This is a genomic window from Tepidiforma sp., from assembly GCF_034432735.1.
Taxonomy (GTDB): Bacteria; Chloroflexota; Dehalococcoidia; order Tepidiformales; family Tepidiformaceae; genus Tepidiforma.
The window spans coordinates 19003-40459 of the sequence record NZ_DAOUBJ010000037.1; the positions used below are offsets into that span (position 1 = coordinate 19003).

General features: G+C 64.5%; 23 protein-coding genes. 21 read left to right on the top strand and 2 right to left on the bottom strand.

Annotation, left to right across the window (positions count from 1 at the left end):
- Both VAE53_RS03660 and VAE53_RS03665 read left to right on the top strand, forming a co-directional pair.
- The gene (locus tag VAE53_RS03660) at positions 1 to 1212 is read left to right on the top strand and encodes a DUF58 domain-containing protein (RefSeq protein ID WP_322818010.1); all 1212 of its coding nucleotides are present in this window, start codon (positions 1 to 3) and stop codon (positions 1210 to 1212) included.
- On the top strand, positions 1209 to 2549 hold the full coding sequence (locus VAE53_RS03665) for a DUF4129 domain-containing protein (protein WP_322818011.1): 1341 nt from the start codon (positions 1209 to 1211) through the stop codon (positions 2547 to 2549). Before VAE53_RS03660 ends, VAE53_RS03665 begins: the two co-directional genes overlap by 4 nt.
- Here the strand turns inward: VAE53_RS03665 and VAE53_RS03670 are convergent.
- Positions 2536 to 3255, bottom strand: coding sequence for a 2-phosphosulfolactate phosphatase (locus VAE53_RS03670; protein WP_322818012.1), 720 nt, complete (start codon positions 3253 to 3255; stop codon positions 2536 to 2538). The genes VAE53_RS03665 and VAE53_RS03670 overlap by 14 nt on opposite strands.
- Before the next feature lie 62 nt (positions 3256 to 3317).
- Between VAE53_RS03670 and murI the strand changes: the two genes are divergently transcribed.
- The 17 genes from murI (at position 3318) to VAE53_RS03750 (ending at position 17571) form a co-directional block, all read left to right on the top strand.
- Positions 3318 to 4097, top strand: coding sequence for a glutamate racemase (gene murI / locus VAE53_RS03675; protein ID WP_322818013.1), 780 nt, complete (start codon positions 3318 to 3320; stop codon positions 4095 to 4097).
- Positions 4094 to 4888, top strand: coding sequence for an orotidine-5'-phosphate decarboxylase (gene pyrF / locus VAE53_RS03680; RefSeq protein ID WP_322818014.1), 795 nt, complete (start codon positions 4094 to 4096; stop codon positions 4886 to 4888). Before murI ends, pyrF begins: the two co-directional genes overlap by 4 nt.
- Positions 4878 to 5075, top strand: coding sequence for a DUF951 domain-containing protein (locus tag VAE53_RS13155; protein WP_369294021.1), 198 nt, complete (start codon positions 4878 to 4880; stop codon positions 5073 to 5075). The genes pyrF and VAE53_RS13155 overlap by 11 nt, the downstream gene beginning before the upstream one ends.
- Positions 5076 to 5124: 49 nt before the next feature.
- Positions 5125 to 6390, top strand: coding sequence for an MFS transporter (locus tag VAE53_RS03685; RefSeq protein ID WP_322818015.1), 1266 nt, complete (start codon positions 5125 to 5127; stop codon positions 6388 to 6390).
- A gap of 84 nt (positions 6391 to 6474) precedes the next feature.
- The gene (locus tag VAE53_RS03690; RefSeq protein ID WP_322818016.1) at positions 6475 to 7023 is read left to right on the top strand and encodes a bifunctional nuclease family protein; all 549 of its coding nucleotides are present in this window, start codon (positions 6475 to 6477) and stop codon (positions 7021 to 7023) included.
- A gap of 114 nt (positions 7024 to 7137) precedes the next feature.
- A complete protein-coding gene (locus tag VAE53_RS03695; protein WP_322818017.1) occupies positions 7138 to 7365 on the top strand; it encodes an AtpZ/AtpI family protein in 228 nt (75 codons plus the stop codon).
- Positions 7346 to 8686, top strand: a complete 1341-nt coding sequence (locus VAE53_RS03700; RefSeq protein ID WP_322818018.1) for a F0F1 ATP synthase subunit A — start codon at positions 7346 to 7348, stop codon at positions 8684 to 8686. Before VAE53_RS03695 ends, VAE53_RS03700 begins: the two co-directional genes overlap by 20 nt.
- A 62-nt stretch (positions 8687 to 8748) precedes the next feature.
- Entirely contained in the window at positions 8749 to 9015 is a 267-nt protein-coding gene (locus VAE53_RS03705) for an ATP synthase F0 subunit C (RefSeq protein WP_322818019.1), read from the top strand.
- A 55-nt stretch (positions 9016 to 9070) separates the two neighbouring features.
- Positions 9071 to 9580: a F0F1 ATP synthase subunit B gene (gene atpF / locus VAE53_RS03710; protein WP_322818020.1), complete on the top strand. Its 510-nt coding sequence runs from the start codon at positions 9071 to 9073 to the stop codon at positions 9578 to 9580.
- A 2-nt stretch (positions 9581 to 9582) separates the two neighbouring features.
- Complete coding sequence (locus VAE53_RS03715) at positions 9583 to 10116, top strand: F0F1 ATP synthase subunit delta (RefSeq protein WP_322818021.1); 534 nt, start codon at positions 9583 to 9585, stop codon at positions 10114 to 10116.
- A 32-nt stretch (positions 10117 to 10148) separates the two neighbouring features.
- Positions 10149 to 11651 (top strand): F0F1 ATP synthase subunit alpha, encoded by a 1503-nt coding sequence (gene atpA / locus VAE53_RS03720; RefSeq protein ID WP_322818022.1) that lies wholly within the window; start codon positions 10149 to 10151, stop codon positions 11649 to 11651.
- A 44-nt stretch (positions 11652 to 11695) separates the two neighbouring features.
- On the top strand, positions 11696 to 12574 hold the full coding sequence (atpG, locus tag VAE53_RS03725; protein ID WP_322818023.1) for an ATP synthase F1 subunit gamma: 879 nt from the start codon (positions 11696 to 11698) through the stop codon (positions 12572 to 12574).
- A complete protein-coding gene (locus tag VAE53_RS03730; protein WP_322818024.1) occupies positions 12571 to 13230 on the top strand; it encodes an HAD family phosphatase in 660 nt (219 codons plus the stop codon). The genes atpG and VAE53_RS03730 overlap by 4 nt, the downstream gene beginning before the upstream one ends.
- A 52-nt stretch (positions 13231 to 13282) precedes the next feature.
- Positions 13283 to 14686 (top strand): F0F1 ATP synthase subunit beta, encoded by a 1404-nt coding sequence (gene atpD / locus VAE53_RS03735; RefSeq protein ID WP_322818025.1) that lies wholly within the window; start codon positions 13283 to 13285, stop codon positions 14684 to 14686.
- 3 nt (positions 14687 to 14689) lie between these two features.
- Positions 14690 to 15133 (top strand): F0F1 ATP synthase subunit epsilon, encoded by a 444-nt coding sequence (locus VAE53_RS03740; protein ID WP_322818026.1) that lies wholly within the window; start codon positions 14690 to 14692, stop codon positions 15131 to 15133.
- Between the two features lie 102 nt (positions 15134 to 15235).
- Entirely contained in the window at positions 15236 to 16507 is a 1272-nt protein-coding gene (gene murA, locus VAE53_RS03745; RefSeq protein ID WP_322818027.1) for a UDP-N-acetylglucosamine 1-carboxyvinyltransferase, read from the top strand.
- On the top strand, positions 16507 to 17571 hold the full coding sequence (locus VAE53_RS03750) for a rod shape-determining protein (protein WP_322818028.1): 1065 nt from the start codon (positions 16507 to 16509) through the stop codon (positions 17569 to 17571). The genes murA and VAE53_RS03750 overlap by 1 nt, the downstream gene beginning before the upstream one ends.
- Positions 17572 to 17664: 93 nt before the next feature.
- On the opposite strand, the gene VAE53_RS03755 is transcribed toward VAE53_RS03750, so the two are convergent.
- Positions 17665 to 18306, bottom strand: a complete 642-nt coding sequence (locus VAE53_RS03755; protein ID WP_322818029.1) for a redox-sensing transcriptional repressor Rex — start codon at positions 18304 to 18306, stop codon at positions 17665 to 17667.
- Between the two features lie 169 nt (positions 18307 to 18475).
- Here VAE53_RS03755 and VAE53_RS03760 point away from each other — a divergent pair, with 169 nt between their 5' ends.
- On the top strand, positions 18476 to 19606 hold the full coding sequence (locus VAE53_RS03760; RefSeq protein ID WP_322818030.1) for an alanine--glyoxylate aminotransferase family protein: 1131 nt from the start codon (positions 18476 to 18478) through the stop codon (positions 19604 to 19606).
- A gap of 76 nt (positions 19607 to 19682) precedes the next feature.
- A complete protein-coding gene (serA, locus tag VAE53_RS03765) occupies positions 19683 to 21455 on the top strand; it encodes a phosphoglycerate dehydrogenase (RefSeq protein WP_322818031.1) in 1773 nt (590 codons plus the stop codon).
- Positions 21456 to 21457: the final 2 nt, after the last annotated feature.

Genomic DNA, 21457 nt, shown 5'->3' on the forward strand with positions numbered 1-21457 from the left:
GTGCCATTCCGAGATTCCTGGCCTATCGTCGGTGGGCTGCTCTTCATCGTCGGTGTCGGAGCGGAATTGCCGCTCGTCGCGCTCGTGGGTCTCGGGGTCATGGTCCTCGGCGTCGGATCCCGCTGGTGGGCGGATCACCTCTTCGACCGGGTCACCCTGCGCCGTCGACTCTCCGAGAACCGGGCGTTCATCGACGAGCCCGTCATGCTCGAGGTCGAACTGGAGAACCGAAAGGTGCTGCCACTTCCGTGGTTCGAGTGGCGGATCGCACTCGGAGAGCGACTGCACGTCGCCGGCGAGGTGCTGGCCGCGTCGGCCGCACATGGCCTCCACTACCTCGTTCGCCGCGGCTCGGTCGGCTGGTACTCGGTCGAGCGCTGGGCGTTCCAGCTGTCCTCACCGCAACGCGGCTACCACCCCATCGGACCGGCGTCCATCCGATCGTCGGATATCCTCGGCGCATGGCCCTCGCGCTTCGAGGACGACAAGATCGATCACCTCATCATCTACCCGCGCGGCTACCGCCTACAGGAGCTTGGCCTGCCCGCAGAGCGGCCGTTTGGCGATGTTCGTGGGGGCGATCGCCTTTTCGAAGATCCGCTGCGCATCGCGGGGCTCCGCGAATACCGTCCGGGTGACCCGCTGCGCCGAATCGATTGGAAGGCAACCGCACGTGCCGGTGAACTACGCTCGCGCGTATACGAGCCCTCGGCGACGCGTCAGCTCTATATGTTCCTCAACGTCGACACGCTCGAGCATCCCTGGGAAGGATATCTTTCGGACGAACTCGAGCGCCTCGTGTCCGTGACGGCATCCGTTGCGATTTGGGCAGCGGGCGCGCGATATGCCGTAGGTTTGCTCGCCAACGGCGCATTCCCCGCCGCCGACCGACCGATTCGCCTCCCTCCCTCCCGCGCCCGCGACCAGCTCGCACGATTGCTCGAGGCGCTCGCGGTGATCCAACCACTCACCATGGGCGACCTTCCCGGCGCAATCCGCCGAGAAGCGGGACGGCTGACGGTTGGATCGACTATCGTCGCTATCGCGGCACTCGTCCCCCAGGCGCTTGCCGAGGCGCTCGAGCGCCTCGCGGGCGAAGGGCACCGCGTTCGCCTGCTCGCCACGACCGATCGCGCGGCTGCCACGCAGATTCCGGGCGTCCCGGTGCTTCGAATCGGGAGAGCCTTCGAGCCGACGGAGGCATTTCCGTGATTGCCGGGGCAGCGACCGGCCTCGCCATGTTGGCCGATGCGCTCGCGCTCGCCTGCGTAGCCACGCTTGTCGCTCTGGTGACCGCCCCGGAGCGGCCGGATGCCGGGCCTATCTCGATTCTTCTCCTCGTGCTGGCTGGATTCGCCGTTCCGCGTCTGGCTGGGGCACTCGTGGAGCCACGCCGCGCGACGGTAGCGGCGGTCATTGGTGCCCTCGTAATCGTGTTCACCGCAACCAGCCTCGAAGCCACGGGAAACCTCAGCGCCTGGACATTCGACTGGGTCGTCGATTTCTACCGCGAGCCAGGGTCCACGATGCGGGCCGGGGCCCCGGCTGTCATTATCGCGTTGCTCCTGGCAGTCGCTTGGGCCCGGGGCGCATCGCGCGCGGAGCAGGACCTCGACCTGGAACTCCACGCGCGAACGATGTTTCTGCCCTTCGCCATCGTTGTCGTTTCTTGTGTCCTCGGTGCAGGGTCCTCCCGGGCGGGCGACCTCGCGACGCTCTCCGCGGCGTTTTTCGCTACCGCGGTTGCATCGCTCGCCATGGCACAGCTGGCCCTCGGGGGAGCCACGCTCGGGGCGCTGCGCTCCGGCGGCATCACGGCCACCCTGCTTGTCGGCACCGCAGTCATGGCCATCGCGGTGTTCGTCATTTTCGGCGTGCTCTCTCGATGGCTTGGGCCAGTGGTCGTACCGCTCGCGGCACGCGCGGCCGAGCGGGTGCTCATCGTGATGCTCACACCCTTGGCGTGGGTGCTGACCGAACTCTTCGAGCGACTCCTCCAGGGGGTCGACCCGTTCCAAAGGCTCCAGCCGGTGCTCGAACAGGCCTCCAACGATCAGGCGGCCAACGACACTGGAGGCCCTACCGCTGCCGAACGGGTTGCCCTCTTCGGCCTTCGAACGCTCGGCTTGATCGGATTCGGCGCAGTTCTCGCCGCCATCGTCCTCGCCTGGACGCGCGCCCGCCGCCGTTACGCTCGGCTCCGCGAAGGGAGCGCCCCGTACGGGCGATCTGGCGGGCTCGCCGAAGACCTGCTCGGGCTCTGGAAGAGCCTCCCGAGGCTTCGCCGCGATCCCGGCCGCCCGGACTCGGGAGGAGCGGCTGTACGGCTCTACCTCGCCGTTCTCGCCGACGCGGAGCGCCGTGGCCACCCGCGTGAGCCGGCACGGACGCCGCACGAATTCCAGCCCGTGTTGCACCAGGCTTTCCAAACTCCCGTGACCGACGAAATCACCAAGCTGTTCGAAGAGGCGCAGTACGCAGGTCGCGACCCTGAGCCTGCGCGGGTGCGCGATGCAGCTGCGCGCTGGCACGCCGTCAAACGCGGGTAGCCTCGAGCCGAGCCCAGCCCTCACCGTGGGCGACGACGACGGGAACCATGTCGACGATATCTCTCTGCAACCCCAAGTCGATGTCCGCTGCGAGTCCCAACGCCCGCAGCTCGACTGCATGGGCCGCGCGCGTGGCGAGGTCGAGCGGGTGCGGTGTCGCCAGCCCGAGCCGGGCTCCATCGCCCCAATTGGCCCGCGGAAACTCGCGCTCCAGCTCCTGCACCAGGTTGGCCGCGACCGCGAAGTCCTCGAGCGCAAAGGCGGTCCCCTGACGCTCGCCGGCGCAAACGATGAGGACGCGCCCGGCCCGCCCCAGCCATCGAACGGCCGCGGTGGCATTCACCGCCGCGGCTGCTGCCGTCGTGCCAGCGCTGGCAGCCATGCAAAGCGCGCGAGTGCCATTCGTCGTGAACAGAACGGCGCACCGTCCCGCGACGATAGCCGGGTCGATTTCCACAGGGCTGTTGCCGAGATCGAAACCTGGCGGAGGTAGTCCCCCGACCTCCCCCGCAAGGATCGCGCCTTCGCTTCGGGTGATTTCCCTGGCGAGCGAAAGGTCGGCAACAGCGATGACCGCCGTTGCACCATGGTGCAGGAGCATCGTTACGGTCGTTGTCGCACGGAATACGTCCACCACGGCGATAGCGTCGGCAGCCGGCCAGGCGCCCACGGGTGGGGTGGGCAGAATGTCCACGACATGCACCATTGAGTTCACTATCGCGCGTCTACCACCATGGCGACAACGCGGGCCATGGTACGCTTCACCCCGTGGATAACCGGCCGGTTGGCATGTTCGATTCGGGCGTCGGTGGTCTCGCCGTGGCGCGCGCATTCCGGCGGCTCGCTCCTTCCGAGCACATCCTCTACTTCGCCGATACCGCATGGTTCCCCTACGGCCCTCGGCCAGCCGCGGAGGTTCGGAAGCGGTCCTTCGCTATCGCGCACCGGCTCCTCGCGAGCGACGTCAAGCTCATCGTCGTCGCGTGCAACACCGCGTCGGCCGCAGCGCTCGACGCACTGCGCGAGGCGTTTCCCGCGGTCCCGTTCGTTGGCATCGTCCCCGGGGTCAAACCTGCTGCCCGCCAGTCACGTAGCCGACACGTCGTCGTCCTGGCAACGGCGGGCACCCTCGATGGTGGTCTCTTCGAACGCGTCGTCGAAGAATTCGGGAAGGGGACACGGGTAGCGCGCGTGGTAGGTCATGGGCTCGCCGAGGCCGTCGAACGTGCCGAACACAGGACGCCCCATGTTCGCGCTCGTCTCCGCGAACTTCTCCAACCCGAAGTTTCCGCCGGCGCCGATACGATCGTGCTCGGATGCACCCACTACGCCTTCTTGGCGAACGTCATCGAGGAGGAATTTCCGGGCGTGACGGTAGTCGACACCACGGAACCAGTAGCCCGGCGGGCGCTCGACCTGCTTCGAGAGCGAGATGCCCTCGGGCCGGGACCCGGCGGACTGAGCCTCATCGCGAGCTTGGACCCGGAACGGTTCGCCCAGAAGGTCGAGCGGCTCGGATTCCAGCGGGCCGAGGCCGTGCAGGTATGACCCCGTTTTTCCAGCGCCTTGCCCAACGATCACAGGCCATCGATTCACTCGTCTGCGTCGGCCTCGACCCCGACGTCCGCCGTCACTCAGTGGGCGAAGTAGCTCCCTATCTGCGCGACATCGTCGCCGCGACGGCCCGATTCGCCGCCTGCTACAAGCCGAACCTCGCTTTTTTCGAACAGTGGGGAGTACCGGGTCTCGAAGCGCTCGGTAGCGTTCTCGAGAGCATTCCCTCCGAGATACCGGTCATTGGCGATGCCAAACGGGGCGATATCGGCAGCACGGCCGAGGCCTACGCCAGGGCCCTGTTCGAAACTTGGAAGTTCGACGCAGTGACGGTGAACCCCTACCTCGGCCGAGACGCAACAGAGCCATTCCTCGCCTACCAAGACAAGGGTGTATACCTCATCTGCAGGACCTCCAACCCGGGAGCGAGCGACTTCCAGTCCCTCCGCTTGAGCGACGGACGCCAGCTCTTCGAGCACGTCGCGACAACGGCGGCAGCGTGGGCCCCGAATGTCGGCCTCGTCGTGGGGGCCACCGCTCCCGAGGAACTCCGCCGCGTCCGCGAGCTCACGCCCCACACACCGCTTCTCGTCCCTGGGGTCGGCGCTCAAGGAGGGACAGCCAGCGAGGTTATCCGGAGCACTGGCTATCGGTACGGAATGATCGTGGTCAACGCATCGCGAAGTATCGTCTACGCAGGCTCCGATTCGAGCGCACCCGAAGCGGCAGCAAGCGCCGCCCGTGCACTTCGGGACGCCCTCAGGGCTGCTCGCGATGGTGCCTGATCCCGATATTCGCGAGGGCGATATCGTGAAGATGAAGCGTCCGCACCCCTGCGGCGGCACGGAATGGCGCGTGACGCGAATCGGAGCCGATGTCGGCATCGAATGCCTCCGCTGTGGGCGGCGTGTGCTGGTCGAGCGGCGAAGGTTCGAAAGCCGCCTGAAGGGACTGGTTCGCCGTGGTGCGTGAGGCTGCCCACCCCAGGCCTGCCCCGCTCTGGCAGCAGCGCCCTTTCCGGATGCTGAGCTACTCGCGCTTCTTCTCACGGGTTGCCCAGAACGCCCTGAACTTTGGCCTCGTCCTGCTCATCACCGAGGAAACGGGCCGGGCAGTTTTCACATCGCTCCTGGTGCTCGCGCTCGTGGTCCCCTCCACCGTTGCGGGGCTCGTGGCCGGAACCGCGGCGGATGTGCTTCCGAAGCGCCTCGTGGTGTTCGTGGCCAACTCGGCGAGGGTCGCTATCTGTGTGCTGTTCTTGCTCGAGGGTGGAAGCGCAATCAGCTACTACCTGTTCGCCATCCTGCTCGCGACCGCGTCGCAGTTCGCCGGAACGGCCGAGAGCGCCATCTTGCCGGCTATTGTCCGCAAAGAGGACCTTGCGCGCGCGAACGCCATCGGCCAAGCGGTCGGAGGTGCGGCGCAGGCCATCGGCCTGGGTATCGTCACGCCTGTGGTGCTCCGGCTGTTCGATTCACGCGAGGGATTGTTCGCCCTCGGTGCGTGCTTGTTCGCCGTCGCGGCTTTCCAGGTGCTGTTCGTGGGCAACACCCGCTCGGCAGAGCGCCAAGAAATCGGCGGTGAGCCGGGAGGACGCTGGTGGAGCGTCGGCTGGCGGGCAATGCGAAGCGACCGTGCGGTCTTCCATGCCGCCGTCGAACTGACGCTCATCTCCGCGACGGTGATCATTCTGAGCGGCCTCATCCCTACGTATATCACCGATGTCCTCGGTGTACGGATCGACTTTGGCGCTGCCGTGTTGGCGCCCGCGGTGCTCGGCGTCGCGCTCGGCCTTCGGGTTGCCGGGCTACTCGCCCGTCGCCTGCCGCATACGCTCCTCAGCACCACGGGATTTCTCGTATTCGTTGGGGCACTCGGCTTGCTCGCCGTCGTCAACGAGCTTGCGGCGTTCCTCGGCGGCTACGGCGCCTTCAGTTGGCTGAACAGCGTGTCCATCGGCCGATTCGACGGAGGCGGCGTCATCGCCATGGCAATCATGCTGCCATTGGGCTTCGCCTACGCGCTGGTCTCGGTAGCAGGACAAACGGTCATCGACGACCGCGTCCCGCTTTCGCTCCGCGGGAGAGTCGGCGCCACTCAGGCAGCTATGGCGGCCGTAGCATCGTCCGTCCCGGTGGTCGTCGCGGGCGTACTCAGCGACTGGCTCGGGGTCGGGCTCGTGTTCGCGCTCGTTGCCCTCGTCACCGGGGCGGTGGCCATTGCCCTTCAGAGGAGCGACCGGAGCAGCGACCGCCGTCCGCGAGTGATCGCCATCACGGGACGCTGACTCACTGCGTTGACTCGCCGATCCGGCCGAACCTATCATCGAATTCGGGGCTTGGTATGCGAAGGGCCCCCGGGAGGGCTCCAGGTGAGAGAGCTGAGCATCGAAAGCATCCGACTGAGCCTGATGAACTATCAGCGTGTGGTCATCCTGCGCGAAAAGGATTCCGATCGCTATCTCCCGATTTGGATCGGCCCCGCGGAAGCCGATGCCATTGCCGTCCGCCTCCAGGACGTGTCGGTCGCTCGCCCGCTGACCCACGACCTCCTGCGGAACATGATCGAGCAACTCGGTGCCCGCGTCGCCTACATCGTCGTGAACGACCTCGAGAACGACACCTTCTACGCACGAATCGTCCTCGATGTGAACGGCCAGACCCTCGAAGTCGACAGCCGTCCATCGGATGCGATCGCGCTCGCGGTCCGAGTCGATGCTCCCATCTTCGCCGAGGAGTCTGTGCTCGACCGAGCAGGAGTCATCCTCGAGGAGGGCGAGGAGGCCGAGGGAAAGGAAGGGGGCACGTCCCCCAAACCGCTCGAGGAAACCAAACCGGCCGACCCCGAGGAACTCGAAAAGCTGGGTGTCTTCAAGGAGTTCATCGAGGGGTTGGACCTCGATGACTTCGGCAAGCGCTGAAACGACGGCCCGCTCCAACCGCGGGCCGATTGCTTCCCAGTTCCGCTTGCGCATTGCTTCACAATCGTCCTATGATGCGCGGGGTCTGGAGCCCGGTCGCCCCGGGGTGGCCGCGTGAAAGCTTGGCTCGTACCTGCAGCGAGCCTGCTGGGCGCGGGGTGGTTCTTCGCCACCGCCATCATCGTCGGGGTGGTCGTTGGCCGCTGGGTCGACGGCAAGACGGGGCTCGAGCCCACATTCACGCTCGTCGGGATTGTCCTCGGGTTAGCCGTTGCTCTACTGGGCGGCTACCGCATGGTGCAGCCCTTGATGAGCCGGCTCGATGACGAGCCACCGGAGTGACGTCGGCTTGAAAATTATCGTCATCGCGGTTATCGCCCTCGCGGTCATCGGTTCCGGATTCGTCCTTGCCGCCGGTCCCGAGCCGCACATCGTCATCCCCGGCGAAATCCTTTGGCAGCTCGGCCCGCTCCCCATCACTTCCACGCTCATGGCCGCCTGGCTCGCCATGGTCCTCCTCATCGTTGGCACCTTTCTCATGACCAGGACCATGAAGCTCATTCCTACCGGCGCGCAGAACTTCATCGAGTCAATCATCGACTTCCTCTACGGACAGGTCGAAGAAATCGCTGGCGAGACCAATGCGCGTCGCTTCTTTCCGGTGGTAGCGAGCTTCTTCCTGTTCATCCTGGTCGCCAACTGGGTCGCCCTCACGCCCATCTTCAAATCGATCGGCGTCACCAAAGATTACGGGCACGAAATCTTCCACGAGATTCAAGAGAAGGCGGCCAAAGGCAAGGCCTTCGACAAGGACAAGCACTTCCTCGCGTGGCAGATGGAAGACGCGGGCGGCATTGGGCTGGCCAAAACCGGCGCCGAAACCTTCAAATTCGATATCCACGCTGGCGAGGACCCTGCCGACGTCTTGGATCGGTACATCATCGCCCTCGCCGAGTTCTACACCGATTTCCAGCCCCACGCCGATCCCGCTCACGGCACAGGACACGCGGACCCTGCGGACGTCGAAGCAGCATTCGCCGCTCTCCAGGCTGACCCCGATGCGCCGAAGTTCATCGCCGAAAGCCACGGCGAATCTACGGCCGAACACCATGGCGTCACCAGCAAGGCGCTCGGGCAGACATTCACCGCCCTCGACTTCCCGGGAGACAAAATCGCTCTTGTATACCCCTTCTTCCGGGCAGCGTTCAGCGACCTCAACAACACCCTCGCTCTCGCTATCTTTGCCTTCCTCGTCATCGAGTTCTGGGGCTTCCAATCGCTTGGCTTCGGCTACCTCGGAAAGTTCTTCATCAGCCCGCTCAAGAATCCGATTCTCACGTTCGTCGGCATCCTCGAGCTCGTTTCCGAGTTCATTCGCATCATCAGCTTCTCCTTCCGTCTTTTCGGCAACATCTTTGCCGGCGGTGTCCTGCTCCTCATCCTGACATTCCTCGCTCCGTTCATCGTCCCGCTCGGGATTTATGGCCTCGAGCTTTTCGTTGGCCTCATCCAGGCCATCGTGTTCTCGCTGCTCGTGCTCGTCTTCGCGGTGGGCGCCGTCGAGCACCACGGCGAGGAGCACAACGACGAGCACGGTGAAGGACGGCATGCCGATGAGCATCCTTCACCGCAGCATCAACCGGGGGCAGTCCAGGCGCACTAGCGCCTGTTCGCAGGCAATCCAGAACAGCGCACCGCAGAGGGGTGCAACGGAGGAAAACAGTCATGGATCTTCTCAGCTATCTGCCGTTCCTGGTCATCCTCGAGACCGATGCGGCCAAAGCCATCGGCGCCGCGCTTGCGATGGGGATCGGGAGCATCGCGCCTGCGATCGCAATCGGTATGCTCGTCGGCAAGGCGATGGAAGCGCTCGGCCGCAATCCTGAGGCCCGCGCAGCTATCCAGACGAACATGATCCTCGGCGTCGCGTTCGCCGAAGCCATTGGCATCTACGCCCTGCTCTCCGCGCTCATCATCGCATTCGTCATCTAAGTCAGTCGCGCGCCTGGGGAATCGTTTCCCCCGGCGCGGGGAAGGGGGTTGCGCAGTGGGTGACGCATTCTCTGCTCTCGGGGTCAGCGTACCGCTCCTCCTTGCGCAGTTCGTCAACTTCGCGGTGCTGCTTGTCATCCTGCGACTGACGCTCTACAAGCCCGTGCTCCGCATGCTCGATGACCGGAAGCGGCGCATCGCCGAGGGCCTCAATGCCGCGGAGATCGCCCGCCAGGAAGCGGCCGCCGCTCAGGCGAATATCCAGGCGCAAATCGAGGCGGCTCGGAAAGAGGGCCTCGACATCGTTGCAAACGCTCAGGCGGTCGCTGCCAGGATCGAGACGGAAGCCCGCGAGCAGGCAGCGCGGGAGCGCCAGGCGGCGCTCGAGAAAGCCCGAAACGAAATCCAGCTCGAACGGGACCGCGCCATCTCGGAGCTCCGGCGGGAGTTCGCAACGCTCACCGTGGCGGCTGCCGAACGCGTCATCAATCAATCGCTCGATCCCCAAGCTCACCAGCGCATCATCGAAGAAACGCTGGCCGAGTCGCGATTCAGTGGGAACTGACGATGGGAGACAAAGCGGCCGCTCGACGGTACGCCCAGGCAGCCTTCAGCATCGCCCGTGACCGGAACGAGATTCCCGGCTGGCGTGCTGAACTTGGCGACGTCGCGACGGTGCTCTCGGAGTCGCAACTCGCCCCGGTCTTCGCCGACCCGGCGCGCCCTGTCGACGAAAAGTTCAGACTCCTCGAGCGGGTTCTCGACGTGTCGCCCCTAGTCACCAACCTGGCAAAGCTCCTCGTTCAGAAGGGACGAGCCGCTGACGCTCGCGACGTGGCCGAAGCATTCAATCAGCTCGCCGACGAGTACGAGGGCATCGCCCACGCAGAAGTGACCACGGCCGTCCCGCTCGGTAGCGACCAGCTGCAGGCGATCGAGAGCCGCCTCTCCGCGCAACTCGGGAAAAAGGTCATCGCCTCGACGCGAGTCGACCCGGGAATCATCGGCGGTGCGATCGTGCGCGTCGGCGACCGGTTGGTCGATGGCAGCATTCGGACGCGGCTCAAAATGCTGCGTCGGGAACTCGAAGGGGCCCGCTAGCGGGCGTTCGAATCAGGAAGGGGTATTGCCGCATGGCAGTTCGCGCAGAAGAAATCGCGTCGATCCTTCGCGAGCAAATCGAACACTTCGGCTCGAAGGTGACGGCAACCGATGTTGGCACCGTCATCGAAGCCGGCGATGGCGTCGTGCGCATCCACGGCCTCTCTGGTGCCATGTACTCGGAATTGCTCGAGTTCGCCAACGGGACGATGGGCATCGCCCTCAACCTCGAGGAAGAGTCGGTCAGTGCCGTGGTGCTCGGCGATTACCTCGAGATCAAAGAAGGCGATGAAGTTCGCTCGACCGGGCGCGTCATCGAAGTTCCCGTCGGTGACGAGCTGATCGGGCGCGTGGTCGACCCCCTCGGAAACCCCATCGACGGCAAAGGCCCCATCAACACGACAAAGACGCGGCCGGTCGAACGCATCGCTCCGGGCGTGACGCTTCGCAAGAGCGTCTCGGTGCCCGTCCAGACGGGCATCAAGGCCATCGACGCGATGTTCCCCATCGGGCGCGGCCAGCGCGAGCTCATCATCGGTGACCGCTCCACCGGCAAAACAGCCATCGCCCTCGATACGATCATCAACCAGAAGGGCGGCGACCTCATCTGCATCTACGTCGCCATCGGTCAGAAGGCAGCAAAAGTCGCCCAGGTCGTCGGGATGCTCGAAGAGTACGGCGCGATGGAGCACACCATCGTCGTCGCCGCCAACGCATCGGAGTCGGCTGCACTCCAGTACCTCGCTCCGTATGCCGGCTGCGCCATGGGCGAAGAGTTCATGGAATCCGGCCGGGATGCGCTCATCGTGTACGACGACCTCAGCAAGCACGCCTGGGCCTACCGCCAGATGTCGCTCCTCCTTCGCCGGCCGCCGGGCCGCGAGGCCTACCCCGGTGACGTGTTCTACCTGCACAGCCGGCTACTCGAGCGTGCCGCACGGCTCGCAAAAGGCGGGTCGCTCAGCGCCCTTCCCATCATCGAAACCCAGGCGAACGACGTCTCTGCCTACATTCCGACGAACGTCATCTCGATTACCGACGGACAGATCTACCTCGAGACCGACCTTTTCAACGCCGGCATCCGACCAGCCATCAACACAGGTCTGTCGGTGAGCCGCGTCGGGTCGGCGGCTCAGACCAAGGCCATGAAGGCGGTCTCCGGCGGTCTGAAAGCCGAAATGTCCCAGTACCGCGAGCTGGCAGCATTCGCCCAGTTCGGTACGAGCGACCTCGACGCCGCGACCCGGCGACAGCTCGAGCGCGGGCAGCGCGCAACGGAAATCCTCAAACAAGATCAATTCCAGCCCCTGAGCCTCGCCGAAGAAGTCGTCGTCATCTTCGCTCTGACGAGCGGCCTGCTCGACGACGTGCCAGTGGCAAAGGTTCGCTCCTTCGAAAACGAGCTCCGGAAATATCTCGCCACCACCGAAAAGCCGTTGATGGACGAGATCCAGGCCAACCCAGTCATGACTCCCGAGCTCGAAACGCGCATAAGGACGGTGATCCGCACCTTCAAGGAGACGATTCCCTACTAAGTCCGGGCCGTCGCTCGGGTACGAGGAAAGAAGCGTAAACGGCTATGGCAACCATTCGACAGCTTCGGCGACGCATCCAAAGCGTCAAGAACACGGCGAAAATCACTAACGCGCTGCAGCTCGTCGCTGCATCGAAGATGCGGCGCGCGCAGGACCGCGCCCTGCAGGCAAAGCCGTACTCGGAAAAGCTCCGAGCTGTCATAGCCGACCTCGCTGCCGCCACGCTCGACCCCGAAAAGCCGGCGCACCCGCTCTTGACGGTCCGTGAGGGCAACAACATCGGTCTCCTCCACATCACCCCGGACCGCGGCCTCTGCGGTGGCCTCAACTCCAACCTGAACCGGAGTGCCGGGACGTTCGTCGCCACCTCGCGCAATCCTGTCGACGTCATCGCAGTCGGCAAGAAAGGCCGCGACTTCTTCATTCGGGCCAGGGTCAACGTCGTCGCCGAATTCACCGAACTCGGCGACTACCCCGGGGCCGCCCAGGTGGCACCCATCGCGCGGCTCGTGATCGACGACTATCTCGCGGGGATATTCGACAGGGTCTATATCAGCTACCCGGAGTTCGTTACCACCGCCACACAGCGCCCCGTGATTCGGCAGCTCCTCCCCATCGAGCCGCCAACCTCCGAGATATCGGAAAGCAGCGCAACCCTGGCACAGGACTACATCTTCGAGCCATCGCCCGAGGAGGTGCTCGGAGAGCTCCTCCCGCGCTACGTCGAGATGCAAATCTACGAGGCGATCCTGCAAAACTCGGCGAGCTTCCAGAGCGCCCAGATGGTCGCCATGAAGAACGCAACCGACAATGCCAACGAGATCACCCGAGAACTGACGCTGACCTACAACAAGGCGCGCCAAGAACAGATCACCAAGGAGCTCCTCGACATCGTCGGCGGAGCCGCAGCCCTGGAGGGTTGACACTGGCTGGGTTCGCAGCGGTCATCTTCGACATGGACGGGGTGCTCGTCGATGGCGAGCCACTCCACTTCCGTGCTGTCAACGAACTGCTCGGCGAAGAGGGCCTCTCCATCTCCCTCGAGGCCTACAAGCCCTATATGGGGACGAAGACCGGTTGGCAGGATATGGCCCGCGATCTCGGACTCCGGCGGCCGCTCGACGAATATGCCGCCCGCTACCGAGAAATCATGCTCACCAAGTACCGCGCCGAAGCCGAGCCCATGCCAGGCGCGGTTGCCCTCGTGCGGAACCTCCGCGACGCCGGAGTCCCGCTTGCGCTCGCATCGTCGTCGATCCAGCCGTGGGTGGATGCCTGCCTTGAACGGATCGGCCTCGCCGGCGCATTCGAAGTTGTCGTCACCGGCAGCGATATCCGCGAGGGAAAACCGCACCCCGAGATCTATCTCCTGGCCGCCGGGCGCCTGGGCATCGCGCCAGCGCGAGGCCTCGCTTTCGAAGACGCCCCCGCTGGAATCCACTCGGCACGTGCAGCGGGCCTGACGGTTTGGGCGGTGAGAACGCCGTACACCCGCGGACTCGAACTCCCGGACCCCGACCGCGAATTCGAATCACTCGAAGAGGTTGCGCTCGAACTGCTCCTGGGGGCGGCAGCATGAACGCCCCATCGAACTCGGCTTTCGCCAATCTTCCGGAGGTCTTCCCATGGTCATGACAACCACTGAAGGTCGCGTCGTCCAGGTCATCGGTACGGTGATCGACGTCGAGTTCCCGCCCGACCAGCTCCCTGCCATCTACAACGCCGTCAACATCGTCAAGGAAGACGGCTCGATCCTGGTGACCGAAGTCCAACAGCACCTCGGCAACAACTGGGTGCGCTGCCTCGCCATGGATTCGACCGACGGCCTCCGTCGGGGCGTGCGGGCGATCGACACAGGAGCACCGATTTCCGTTCCCGTAGGCCCCAAAGCCCTTGGCCGCATGTTCAACGTCCTCGGCCAGCCGATCGACGACCTGCCGGCTCCGGACGAGGCGCCCCGTTGGGCCATCCACCGCGAGCCGCCGACGTTCGAAGAGCAGGAGACCGCACCATCCGTTCTCGAAACAGGCATCAAGGTCATCGACCTCATCGCACCGCTCGTCCGCGGTGGCAAGGTCGGCCTCTACGGCGGCGCCGGCGTGGGCAAAACCGTCGTCATTCAAGAGCTCATCTCGAACATCGCCCGAGAGCACGGCGGCTACTCGGTCTTCGCCGGAGTAGGGGAACGCTCACGCGAAGGCAACGACCTGTGGCACGAAATGAAGGAGTCGGGCGTGCTTCCGAAGATGGCGATGGTCTTCGGACAGATGAACGAGCCGCCCGGCGTGCGGCTCCGCGTCGCGCTGACCGGTCTCACGATGGCCGAGTACTTCCGCGATGAGGAAGGGCGCGACGTGCTCTTTTTCGTCGACAACATCTACCGCTACACCCTTGCTGGCATGGAAGTCTCGGCACTCCTCGGCCGCATGCCGTCCGCCGTGGGCTACCAGCCAACCCTCGCCACCGAAATGGGCGAACTCGAGGAACGTATCACGTCCACCAAGAAGGGTTCCATTACGTCGTTCCAGGCCATCTACGTCCCCGCGGACGACTACACCGACCCCGGCGTGGCGACGACCTTCGGACACCTCGACGCCGTCGTCGCCCTCGAGCGGTCGCTCGCGGAGCAGGCACTGTTCCCCGCGATGGACCCGCTCGCGTCGTTCTCCCGGGCCCTCGAACCGCGCGTGGTCGGCCAGGAACACTACGAAGTAGCTCGGGGCGTGCAGCGCGTGCTCCAGCGCTACAAGGACCTTCAGGACATCATCGCCATTCTCGGCATCGATGAACTTTCCGATGAAGATAAGCTGACCGTCGCCCGAGCACGCAAGATTCAGCGCTTCCTCACCCAACCCTTCTTCGTTGCCGAACAATTCACCGGCAACCCCGGACAATACGTGCCCGTCCGGGAGACCGTCCGCGGCTTCAAAGAAATCCTCGAAGGCAAGCACGACGGCCTACCCGAGCAGGCGTTCTACATGGTCGGTAACATCGACAGCGCGGTCGAGAAGGCCCGACGCCTCGCACAGGAGTAAGGCATGCCGCTGACCGTCGAGCTGATCACGGCCGAACGGGTGGTCCGCGTGGAGCAAGGGGTCGATGCCCTCATCGTCCCCGGCGCCGAAGGACAGCTCGCCATTTACCCGAAGCACGCAGCGTTGATGACAACGCTGGAGCCCGGCGAGATGATCATCCGCCGCGCGGGCCAAGAAGAGGCGTTCGTCGTGACCGGAGGCTTCCTCGAGGTCAAGAGCGACCACGTCACCGTCCTCGCCGACGCCTCCGAGGCAGCCGAAGAGATCGATATCGCGCGTGCCGAAGAAGCCCGCCGCCGCGCCGAAGAACGCATCCGTCGCTTCCGCGAACAGGCCGACCGGGATGTCGACCTCGCCAGAGCCCAGGCGGCGCTTCAGCGCGCACTGCTCCGCCTTCGGGTGGCCGAGCAACGGCGCCGGCGCACCACCGGCCGGCCGCAGGTGTAGCGCCTCCGGTTCGGTCGACCGTACCCGACGACCGGTCGTCTCCACCGAATTCGGACGGGGCGGTCGCATGTTCAGCAGCCAGACCATAGACTGGCCTACGACATGACCACAAGAGTGCGCGGTGGACGCTATATCGTCCGAGGTGAAGCCGTCATCCACGGAAGCGTCCGAGTCTCCGGAGCGAAGAACCACGCGCTCGCGGCGATGTGCGCCGCCCTCCTCACCGACGAAGACGTCATCCTCGAGAACGTCCCCTTCATCACGGACGTCGAGTCCCTCGCCGACCTCTTGCGGAGCCTCGGGGCCAAGGTCGAACGCCTGCCCGACGGCGCGTTGTTGCTGAACGCGGCCAAAGTCAACACCTACGAAGCCCCGACCGAACTCATCAGCGAGAATCGTGCCTCGTTCCAAGTGATGGGCCCGCTGCTCGGACGTCACGGATTCGCGGCCTCCGCCCCGCCCGGCGGAGACGTCATCGGACAACGGCCCATCGATGTCCACCTCTCGGGCTTCGAAGCGATGGGGGCAACCATCACCCGCGAAGGGGAACGCTTCGTGGCGCGGGCGCCGGAGGGGCTCACGGGAACTCGAGTCTTTATGGACTATCCTTCGGTCTCGGGTACACAAAATGTCATGATGGCCGCGGTGCTCGCGCACGGCCACACGACCATCGTCAACGCCGCCACCGAGCCGGAAGTGCAGGAGCTTTGTCACCTGCTCAACGCCATGGGAGCACGCATCACCGGCATCGGGAGCCAAATCCTCGAGGTCGATGGCGTCGACCACCTCCGCGCCACACGGGCTCGAATCATGCCCGATCGAATCGAAGCGGGAACATGGGCCATCGCCGCCGTCATGACGGGTGGGGAGCTCCTCGTCGAAGAGGCGCCCTGGGAGGTGATGGACGCATTGCTCCACAAGCTGCGCGCGACAGGCGCAACCATCACCACAGGACCCGAAGGAATGCGCGTTCGAGGAAGCCAGCCAATCCGAGCCGTCAGCTTCCAGGCGCTCCCCTACCCCGGCCTGGCTACCGATTTGCACGCACCGTTCGGGGCGCTGCTCACCCAGGCGAACGGCGTATCCATCATCCATGAGCGCGTGTTCGACAACCGCATGCTGTACGTGAGCGAACTGCGCAAGATGGGCGCCGAAATCGTGTCCACCGGCTCCTCGGCGATCGTTTCCGGGCCCACCCCCCTTCACGGCACAAGAGTGAGGGCGCTCGATGTCCGGGCGGGCGCCGCCGTCTTGCTCGCCGCAATGGTCGCGCAGGGCACAACGGTCATCGACGATATCTACCACCTCGATCGTGGCTATGAACGGCTCGACGAGAAGTTGCGTACCATGGGCGTCGAGGTGGAGCGCGCCTGATGGCCTTCGAGTTCCTCGTCCCGAAAAAAGTTGGCATCGACCTCGGCACGGCGAACATCCTCGTCTACGTCAAGGGCCAGGGGATCGTCGTCAACGAACCGAGCGTGGTCGCCAGGCACAACCGAGACAATGCGATCGTCGCGGTCGGTAACGAGGCCCGCGCAATGCAAGGCCGGACTCCAGGCTCCATCAGCGTCATCCGCCCGATGCGCGATGGCGTGATCGCCGACTACCTCACCACCGAGGCGATGCTCCGCTACTTCATCGGGTTGGTCACCGGTCGCTTCAACCTCATCCGGCCCGAAGTGATGGTCACCGTGCCGGCCGGCGTCACCAGCGTCGAGCAGCGTGCCGTGCGCGACGCCGCCGAGCAGGCTGGGGCGCGCAAGCCTGCCCACCTCGTCCCCGAACCCCTCGCCGCAGCCATCGGTGCCCGCATCCCCATTGGCACCGCTCGCGGCAACATGATCGTCAACATCGGCGGCGGCCGGACCGAAGCGGCCGTGATTTCCCTTTATGGCATCGTCGTTTCCGAGTCGGTACGGATGGCCGGCGACCGCATCGACGAGGCGATCATCGCCTACGTGCGTAGACGACATAACCTCATCATCGGCGAAAAAACCGCCGAAGAAATCAAGATCGCCATCGGCAGCGCGCTTCCGATCGACGAAGGGCTCGCCACGCAGGTGCGGGGCAGAGACCAGTTGAGCGGACTCCCGAAAACGATATCCCTGACGTCCACCGAGGTAGCCCAGGCCATTCAAGATTGCCTCGGCACGATCGTACAGACGGTCCGAGCGGTGCTCGAAAAAACCCCACCCGAACTCGCGGCCGATGTCATCGACCGCGGCATCGTTCTCACCGGCGGAGGCGCCCTGTTGCGGCACCTCGACGAACTGCTTACGCAAGAGACCGGCGTGCCATGCTACGTCGCCGACAACCCCCTGGAGTGCGTTGCGATCGGGGCTGGCATCGCATTGGACCACCTCGACGTCATCAAGCGAAGCCTCCCGACGGAAGAAGAAAACCTCGTCGGCATGTTCCCGCAAGCCGAACAGCGATGAGACCGCTATGCCGTACGTCGGGGGCCCAACTCAGACCCACGATGCTAGAAGCCCGCTGGAGGCGGACTCCGTGTTGAAAAGACGCTCGCAGCTTCACTTCGCAGCCGGAGTCTCGCTCCGCTTGATGTAGAACGTCATGCTCTGCATGGCAATGACCGGATCGATGTGTCGGATTACCACGTCGCGGGGCACGTGGGCGGTGATCGGTGCGTAATTGAGGATCGCCTTGATACCAGCGTTGACGAGACGGTCGACCACCGACTGCGCCTCTCGTGCAGGCACCGCGACGATTCCGATGTCGACTCGGTGCGCGCGCAGATAGTCGTCTAGCTCGTCGATGTGGCGGACGCTCACCCCTCCGACTTGTCGCCCGACGATCTCCGGGTTCGCGTCGAACGCGGCAACGATTTGGAAGCCCTGGGGACGGAATCCGCCGTACTCCGCGATCGCCTGACCCAAGCGCCCTACCCCGACCAGACAAACCCGCCACTGCCGGTCGATACCCAAGATTTCGCGCAGTTTCGCCAGCAGACCGTTGACGTTGTAGCCCCGTCCCTGCTTACCGAACCGCCCGAAGTAACTCAAATCCTTGCGAATTTGGGCCGGGGTCACGTCCAGAAGCTCCCCCAGCGCTTGCGAACTGACCACCGTTTCCCCCCGCGCAGCCAGGTCTGCCAGTGCGCGGGCGTACACCGGCAGGCGATTGATAACGACTTCAGGGATTTCGAGCGCCATGGCAGGGGTTGTGAAATCCGTAACTTTCGCCGGACTATATGCCGGAGGCCAACTGCGGGTCAACTCCCGAACACCATTGCGTCATGTGCGACACCAATTCCGGAGATGATAGCGCAAGTATCGAATCTCCTGTTGGGCGCGGGGAGCATCTTCGATTGACCCATCGCCGATGACCGCTGACGATGGAGAACACCACTTCCCGGAGACGACTGTGAACCTGCGGATCCCTGGCCCAACGCCTTGCCCGGAGGAGGTCCTCGCTGCCAGCGCGCGGCAGATGATGAACCACCGCGGCCCCGAATTCGCGCAAATTTTGCGACGCGTCACCGACGGGCTGAACTGGGTCTTCGAAAGCTCGTCCGACGTGCTGTCCTTCACGACATCGGGAACCGGAGGACTCGAGGTTGCAGTGGTCAACACACTCAGCCCGGGAGACCGCGTGCTTTCGGTTTCGATCGGTTCGTTCGGCGACCGATTCAAGTCCATCGCAAAGGCCTACGGAGCCGACGTGGTCAGCTACGCAACCGAGTGGGGCGAGGCGGCCGACCCGGCGGTCGTCGGTCGCATGCTCGATGACGACCCCTCCATCAAGGCTGTGCTCGTCACGCACAATGAAACCTCGACCGGCGTCACCAATCCCCTCGAAGCTATCGCCCGCGAAGTCCGTGCGCGCGACCGACTTATCCTCGTCGATGCGGTCAGCAGCATGAGCTCGGTCCCGTGCCCGGTCGAAAAATGGGGCCTCGACGTTGTGGTGAGCGGATCCCAGAAGGGGTGGATGGTCCCGCCGGGGTTGGCATTCGTGTACATGAGCGAGCGGGCGTGGGCGGCGAACGCCCACGCCAAAATGCCGCGCTTCTACTTCGATGCAGCCAAGACGAGGGACTCCCTCGCCAAGCTCCAGAATCCCTGGACGCCTGCTTTGTCGGTGTATTACGCGCTCGACAAGGCGTTCGAACTCATGCGAGCCGAGGGCCTCGAGCGCATCTTCGCCCGCCACGAAGCCATCGGCACCTACACCCGCGAGCGCGTCAAGGCTATGGGGCTGAAGCTCGTTCCGGTCGATGAACGATTCGCCTCGAACACCGTCACCGCGGTTTGGTGGCCCGAGGGAGTCGATGGGAAGTCCATCGCCCGCCGGGCTCGCGAGGAATTCGGCATCGTCCTGGGCGGCGGTCAGGGCAAGCTCGAAGGAAAAATCTTCCGAGTCGGACACCTCGGCTGGGTGCACCAGCAGGAAGTCGCTGAAGCGCTCGACGTGGTGGAAAAGCTACTCGCTGAAGCGGTCGCGCGAGTCTAGGACGTACATTCTCACTTGCAAGCCCACCTATGCAGTTTGCATAGGTGGGCTTGTGTCATGCATACTGCATAGCGCGATGACGCCCGAACGATTCGTCGCCGAACGTGCCGCCCTCGGCCTCTCACAGAGCGCGCTCGCCGAAGCGCTTGGAGTCGACCAGGGCACCATCAGCCGCTGGGAATCCGGAAAAACGCGCATTCCCCCGGCCATCGAACTGGCGCTCGCTACCCTGAAGGAGAAGCTGCAGCCCATGACCGCATCCGTTCGCCCCCGCGTGCTCATCGCCGATCCCGTTGCCCCGGAAGGCATCGAGCTGCTTCGACGTGTTGCCGAGGTCGATGTCAAGACCGGCCTACCGCAGGATTCTCTCATCGCGACCATTCCCAGCTATGACGCACTCGTCGTCCGGAGCGAAACGAAGGTGACGCGGCCGGTGATCGAGGCCGCGGAACGTCTGCAGGTCGTCGGTCGAGCTGGCGTCGGAGTCGACAACATCGACCTCGATGCTGCCACCGAACGCGGCATCGTCGTCGTCAACGCACCGCAGGGCAACACTGTGGCAGCTGCCGAGCACACTATCGCGCTCCTTTTGGCACTCGCGCGCCACATCCCGCAAGCCGACGCTTCGATGAGGGCGGGCAAGTGGGACCGTAAGAGCTACATCGGCACCGAGGTGCGGGGGAAAACACTCGGCATCATCGGCCTCGGCAAAATTGGCTCCGAAGTGGCACGGCGCGCAACTGCCTTGGAAATGCGCGTACTCGCGGTCGACCCTTTCGTGCCGGTCGAACGCGCACGTGCGCTCGGTGTCGAATCGGTGGATTTCGAACAGTTGTTGATCCTTTCCGACTTCATCTCGGTCCATCCACCGCTGACGGCAGCGACGCAGGGGATGATCGGCGCCGCCGAAATTGCCCGGATGAAAGATGGGGTGCGCATCATCAACGTGGCGCGCGGAGGGATCATCGACGAGACGGCGCTCGCGGACGCCGTCCGTTCCGGCAAGGTCGCCGGTGCGGCCGTCGATGTCTTTACCAGCGAGCCGCCGCCGCCCGACAACCCCTTGCTCGGTGACCCTCGGATCATCACCACCCCCCACCTTGGAGCATCGACCGCCGAAGCCCAGGAACGGGTGGCGATCGACGTCGCGGAACAGATCGTCGATGTGCTTCAGGGCAGACCAGCGCGATACGCCGTCAACGCCCCGCTCCTTGCCCCCGAAACGCTCCAGGTAGTTGCCCCCTACATGGGGATGGCCGAACAAATCGGCATGGTGGCTACCCAGCTCGTGACCGGAAAGCTCGAATCCATCGAGGTCGAGTACTACGGTGAAATCACCGAGCACGACACAACGCCCCTCCGTGCTGCCATCGTCCGCGGCCTCCTCCGCCCCATCAGCGAAGAAAACGTCAACATCGTCAACGCACACCTCATCGCGGCCAGCCGAGGTTGGGACATCCGTGAAGTCACCCGCGCGTCCCACGAGGTGTTCATGAACTTGGTAAGCGTCCGGGTCAAAACTTCGGAAGACGAAGTCACCGTCGCCGGAACGGTCGAGCGCGGCCAGCCCCGCATCGTCATGATCAACGGGCTCGACATCGACCTCGCGCCGGAACGCGGCATGTGCATCATCGTCTGCGGAAACGAAGACCGGCCCGGAATGATCGGCAGAGTCGGGACCCTGCTCGGTGAGTTCGACATCAATATTCAGTCCATGCAGGTCGGCCGAAGGACCCGTCGCGGGCGGGCCCTCATGTTCATTGCCGTCGACGAAGAGCCGACCGCCGACCAGCTGCGGCAGGTCGAGGCGATCGACGGAATCTACAACGTTCGGATGGTTCGACTCTGACA

Coding starts and splice junctions, on each gene's coding strand:
- VAE53_RS03755 (WP_322818029.1), bottom strand. CDS start 18,306: ATGGCGCTCGAAATCCCTGAAGTCGTTATCAATCGCCTGCCGGTGTAC.
- atpG (WP_322818023.1), top strand. CDS start 11,696: ATGGCAACCATTCGACAGCTTCGGCGACGCATCCAAAGCGTCAAGAAC.
- atpD (WP_322818025.1), top strand. CDS start 13,283: ATGACAACCACTGAAGGTCGCGTCGTCCAGGTCATCGGTACGGTGATC.
- VAE53_RS03685 (WP_322818015.1), top strand. CDS start 5,125: ATGCTGAGCTACTCGCGCTTCTTCTCACGGGTTGCCCAGAACGCCCTG.
- atpA (WP_322818022.1), top strand. CDS start 10,149: ATGGCAGTTCGCGCAGAAGAAATCGCGTCGATCCTTCGCGAGCAAATC.
- VAE53_RS03705 (WP_322818019.1), top strand. CDS start 8,749: ATGGATCTTCTCAGCTATCTGCCGTTCCTGGTCATCCTCGAGACCGAT.
- VAE53_RS03740 (WP_322818026.1), top strand. CDS start 14,690: ATGCCGCTGACCGTCGAGCTGATCACGGCCGAACGGGTGGTCCGCGTG.
- VAE53_RS03750 (WP_322818028.1), top strand. CDS start 16,507: ATGGCCTTCGAGTTCCTCGTCCCGAAAAAAGTTGGCATCGACCTCGGC.
- VAE53_RS03760 (WP_322818030.1), top strand. CDS start 18,476: ATGACCGCTGACGATGGAGAACACCACTTCCCGGAGACGACTGTGAAC.
- VAE53_RS03670 (WP_322818012.1), bottom strand. CDS start 3,255: ATGGTGCATGTCGTGGACATTCTGCCCACCCCACCCGTGGGCGCCTGG.
- murA (WP_322818027.1), top strand. CDS start 15,236: ATGACCACAAGAGTGCGCGGTGGACGCTATATCGTCCGAGGTGAAGCC.
- VAE53_RS03715 (WP_322818021.1), top strand. CDS start 9,583: ATGGGAGACAAAGCGGCCGCTCGACGGTACGCCCAGGCAGCCTTCAGC.
- pyrF (WP_322818014.1), top strand. CDS start 4,094: ATGACCCCGTTTTTCCAGCGCCTTGCCCAACGATCACAGGCCATCGAT.
- serA (WP_322818031.1), top strand. CDS start 19,683: ATGACGCCCGAACGATTCGTCGCCGAACGTGCCGCCCTCGGCCTCTCA.
- VAE53_RS03700 (WP_322818018.1), top strand. CDS start 7,346: ATGACGAGCCACCGGAGTGACGTCGGCTTGAAAATTATCGTCATCGCG.
- VAE53_RS13155 (WP_369294021.1), top strand. CDS start 4,878: ATGGTGCCTGATCCCGATATTCGCGAGGGCGATATCGTGAAGATGAAG.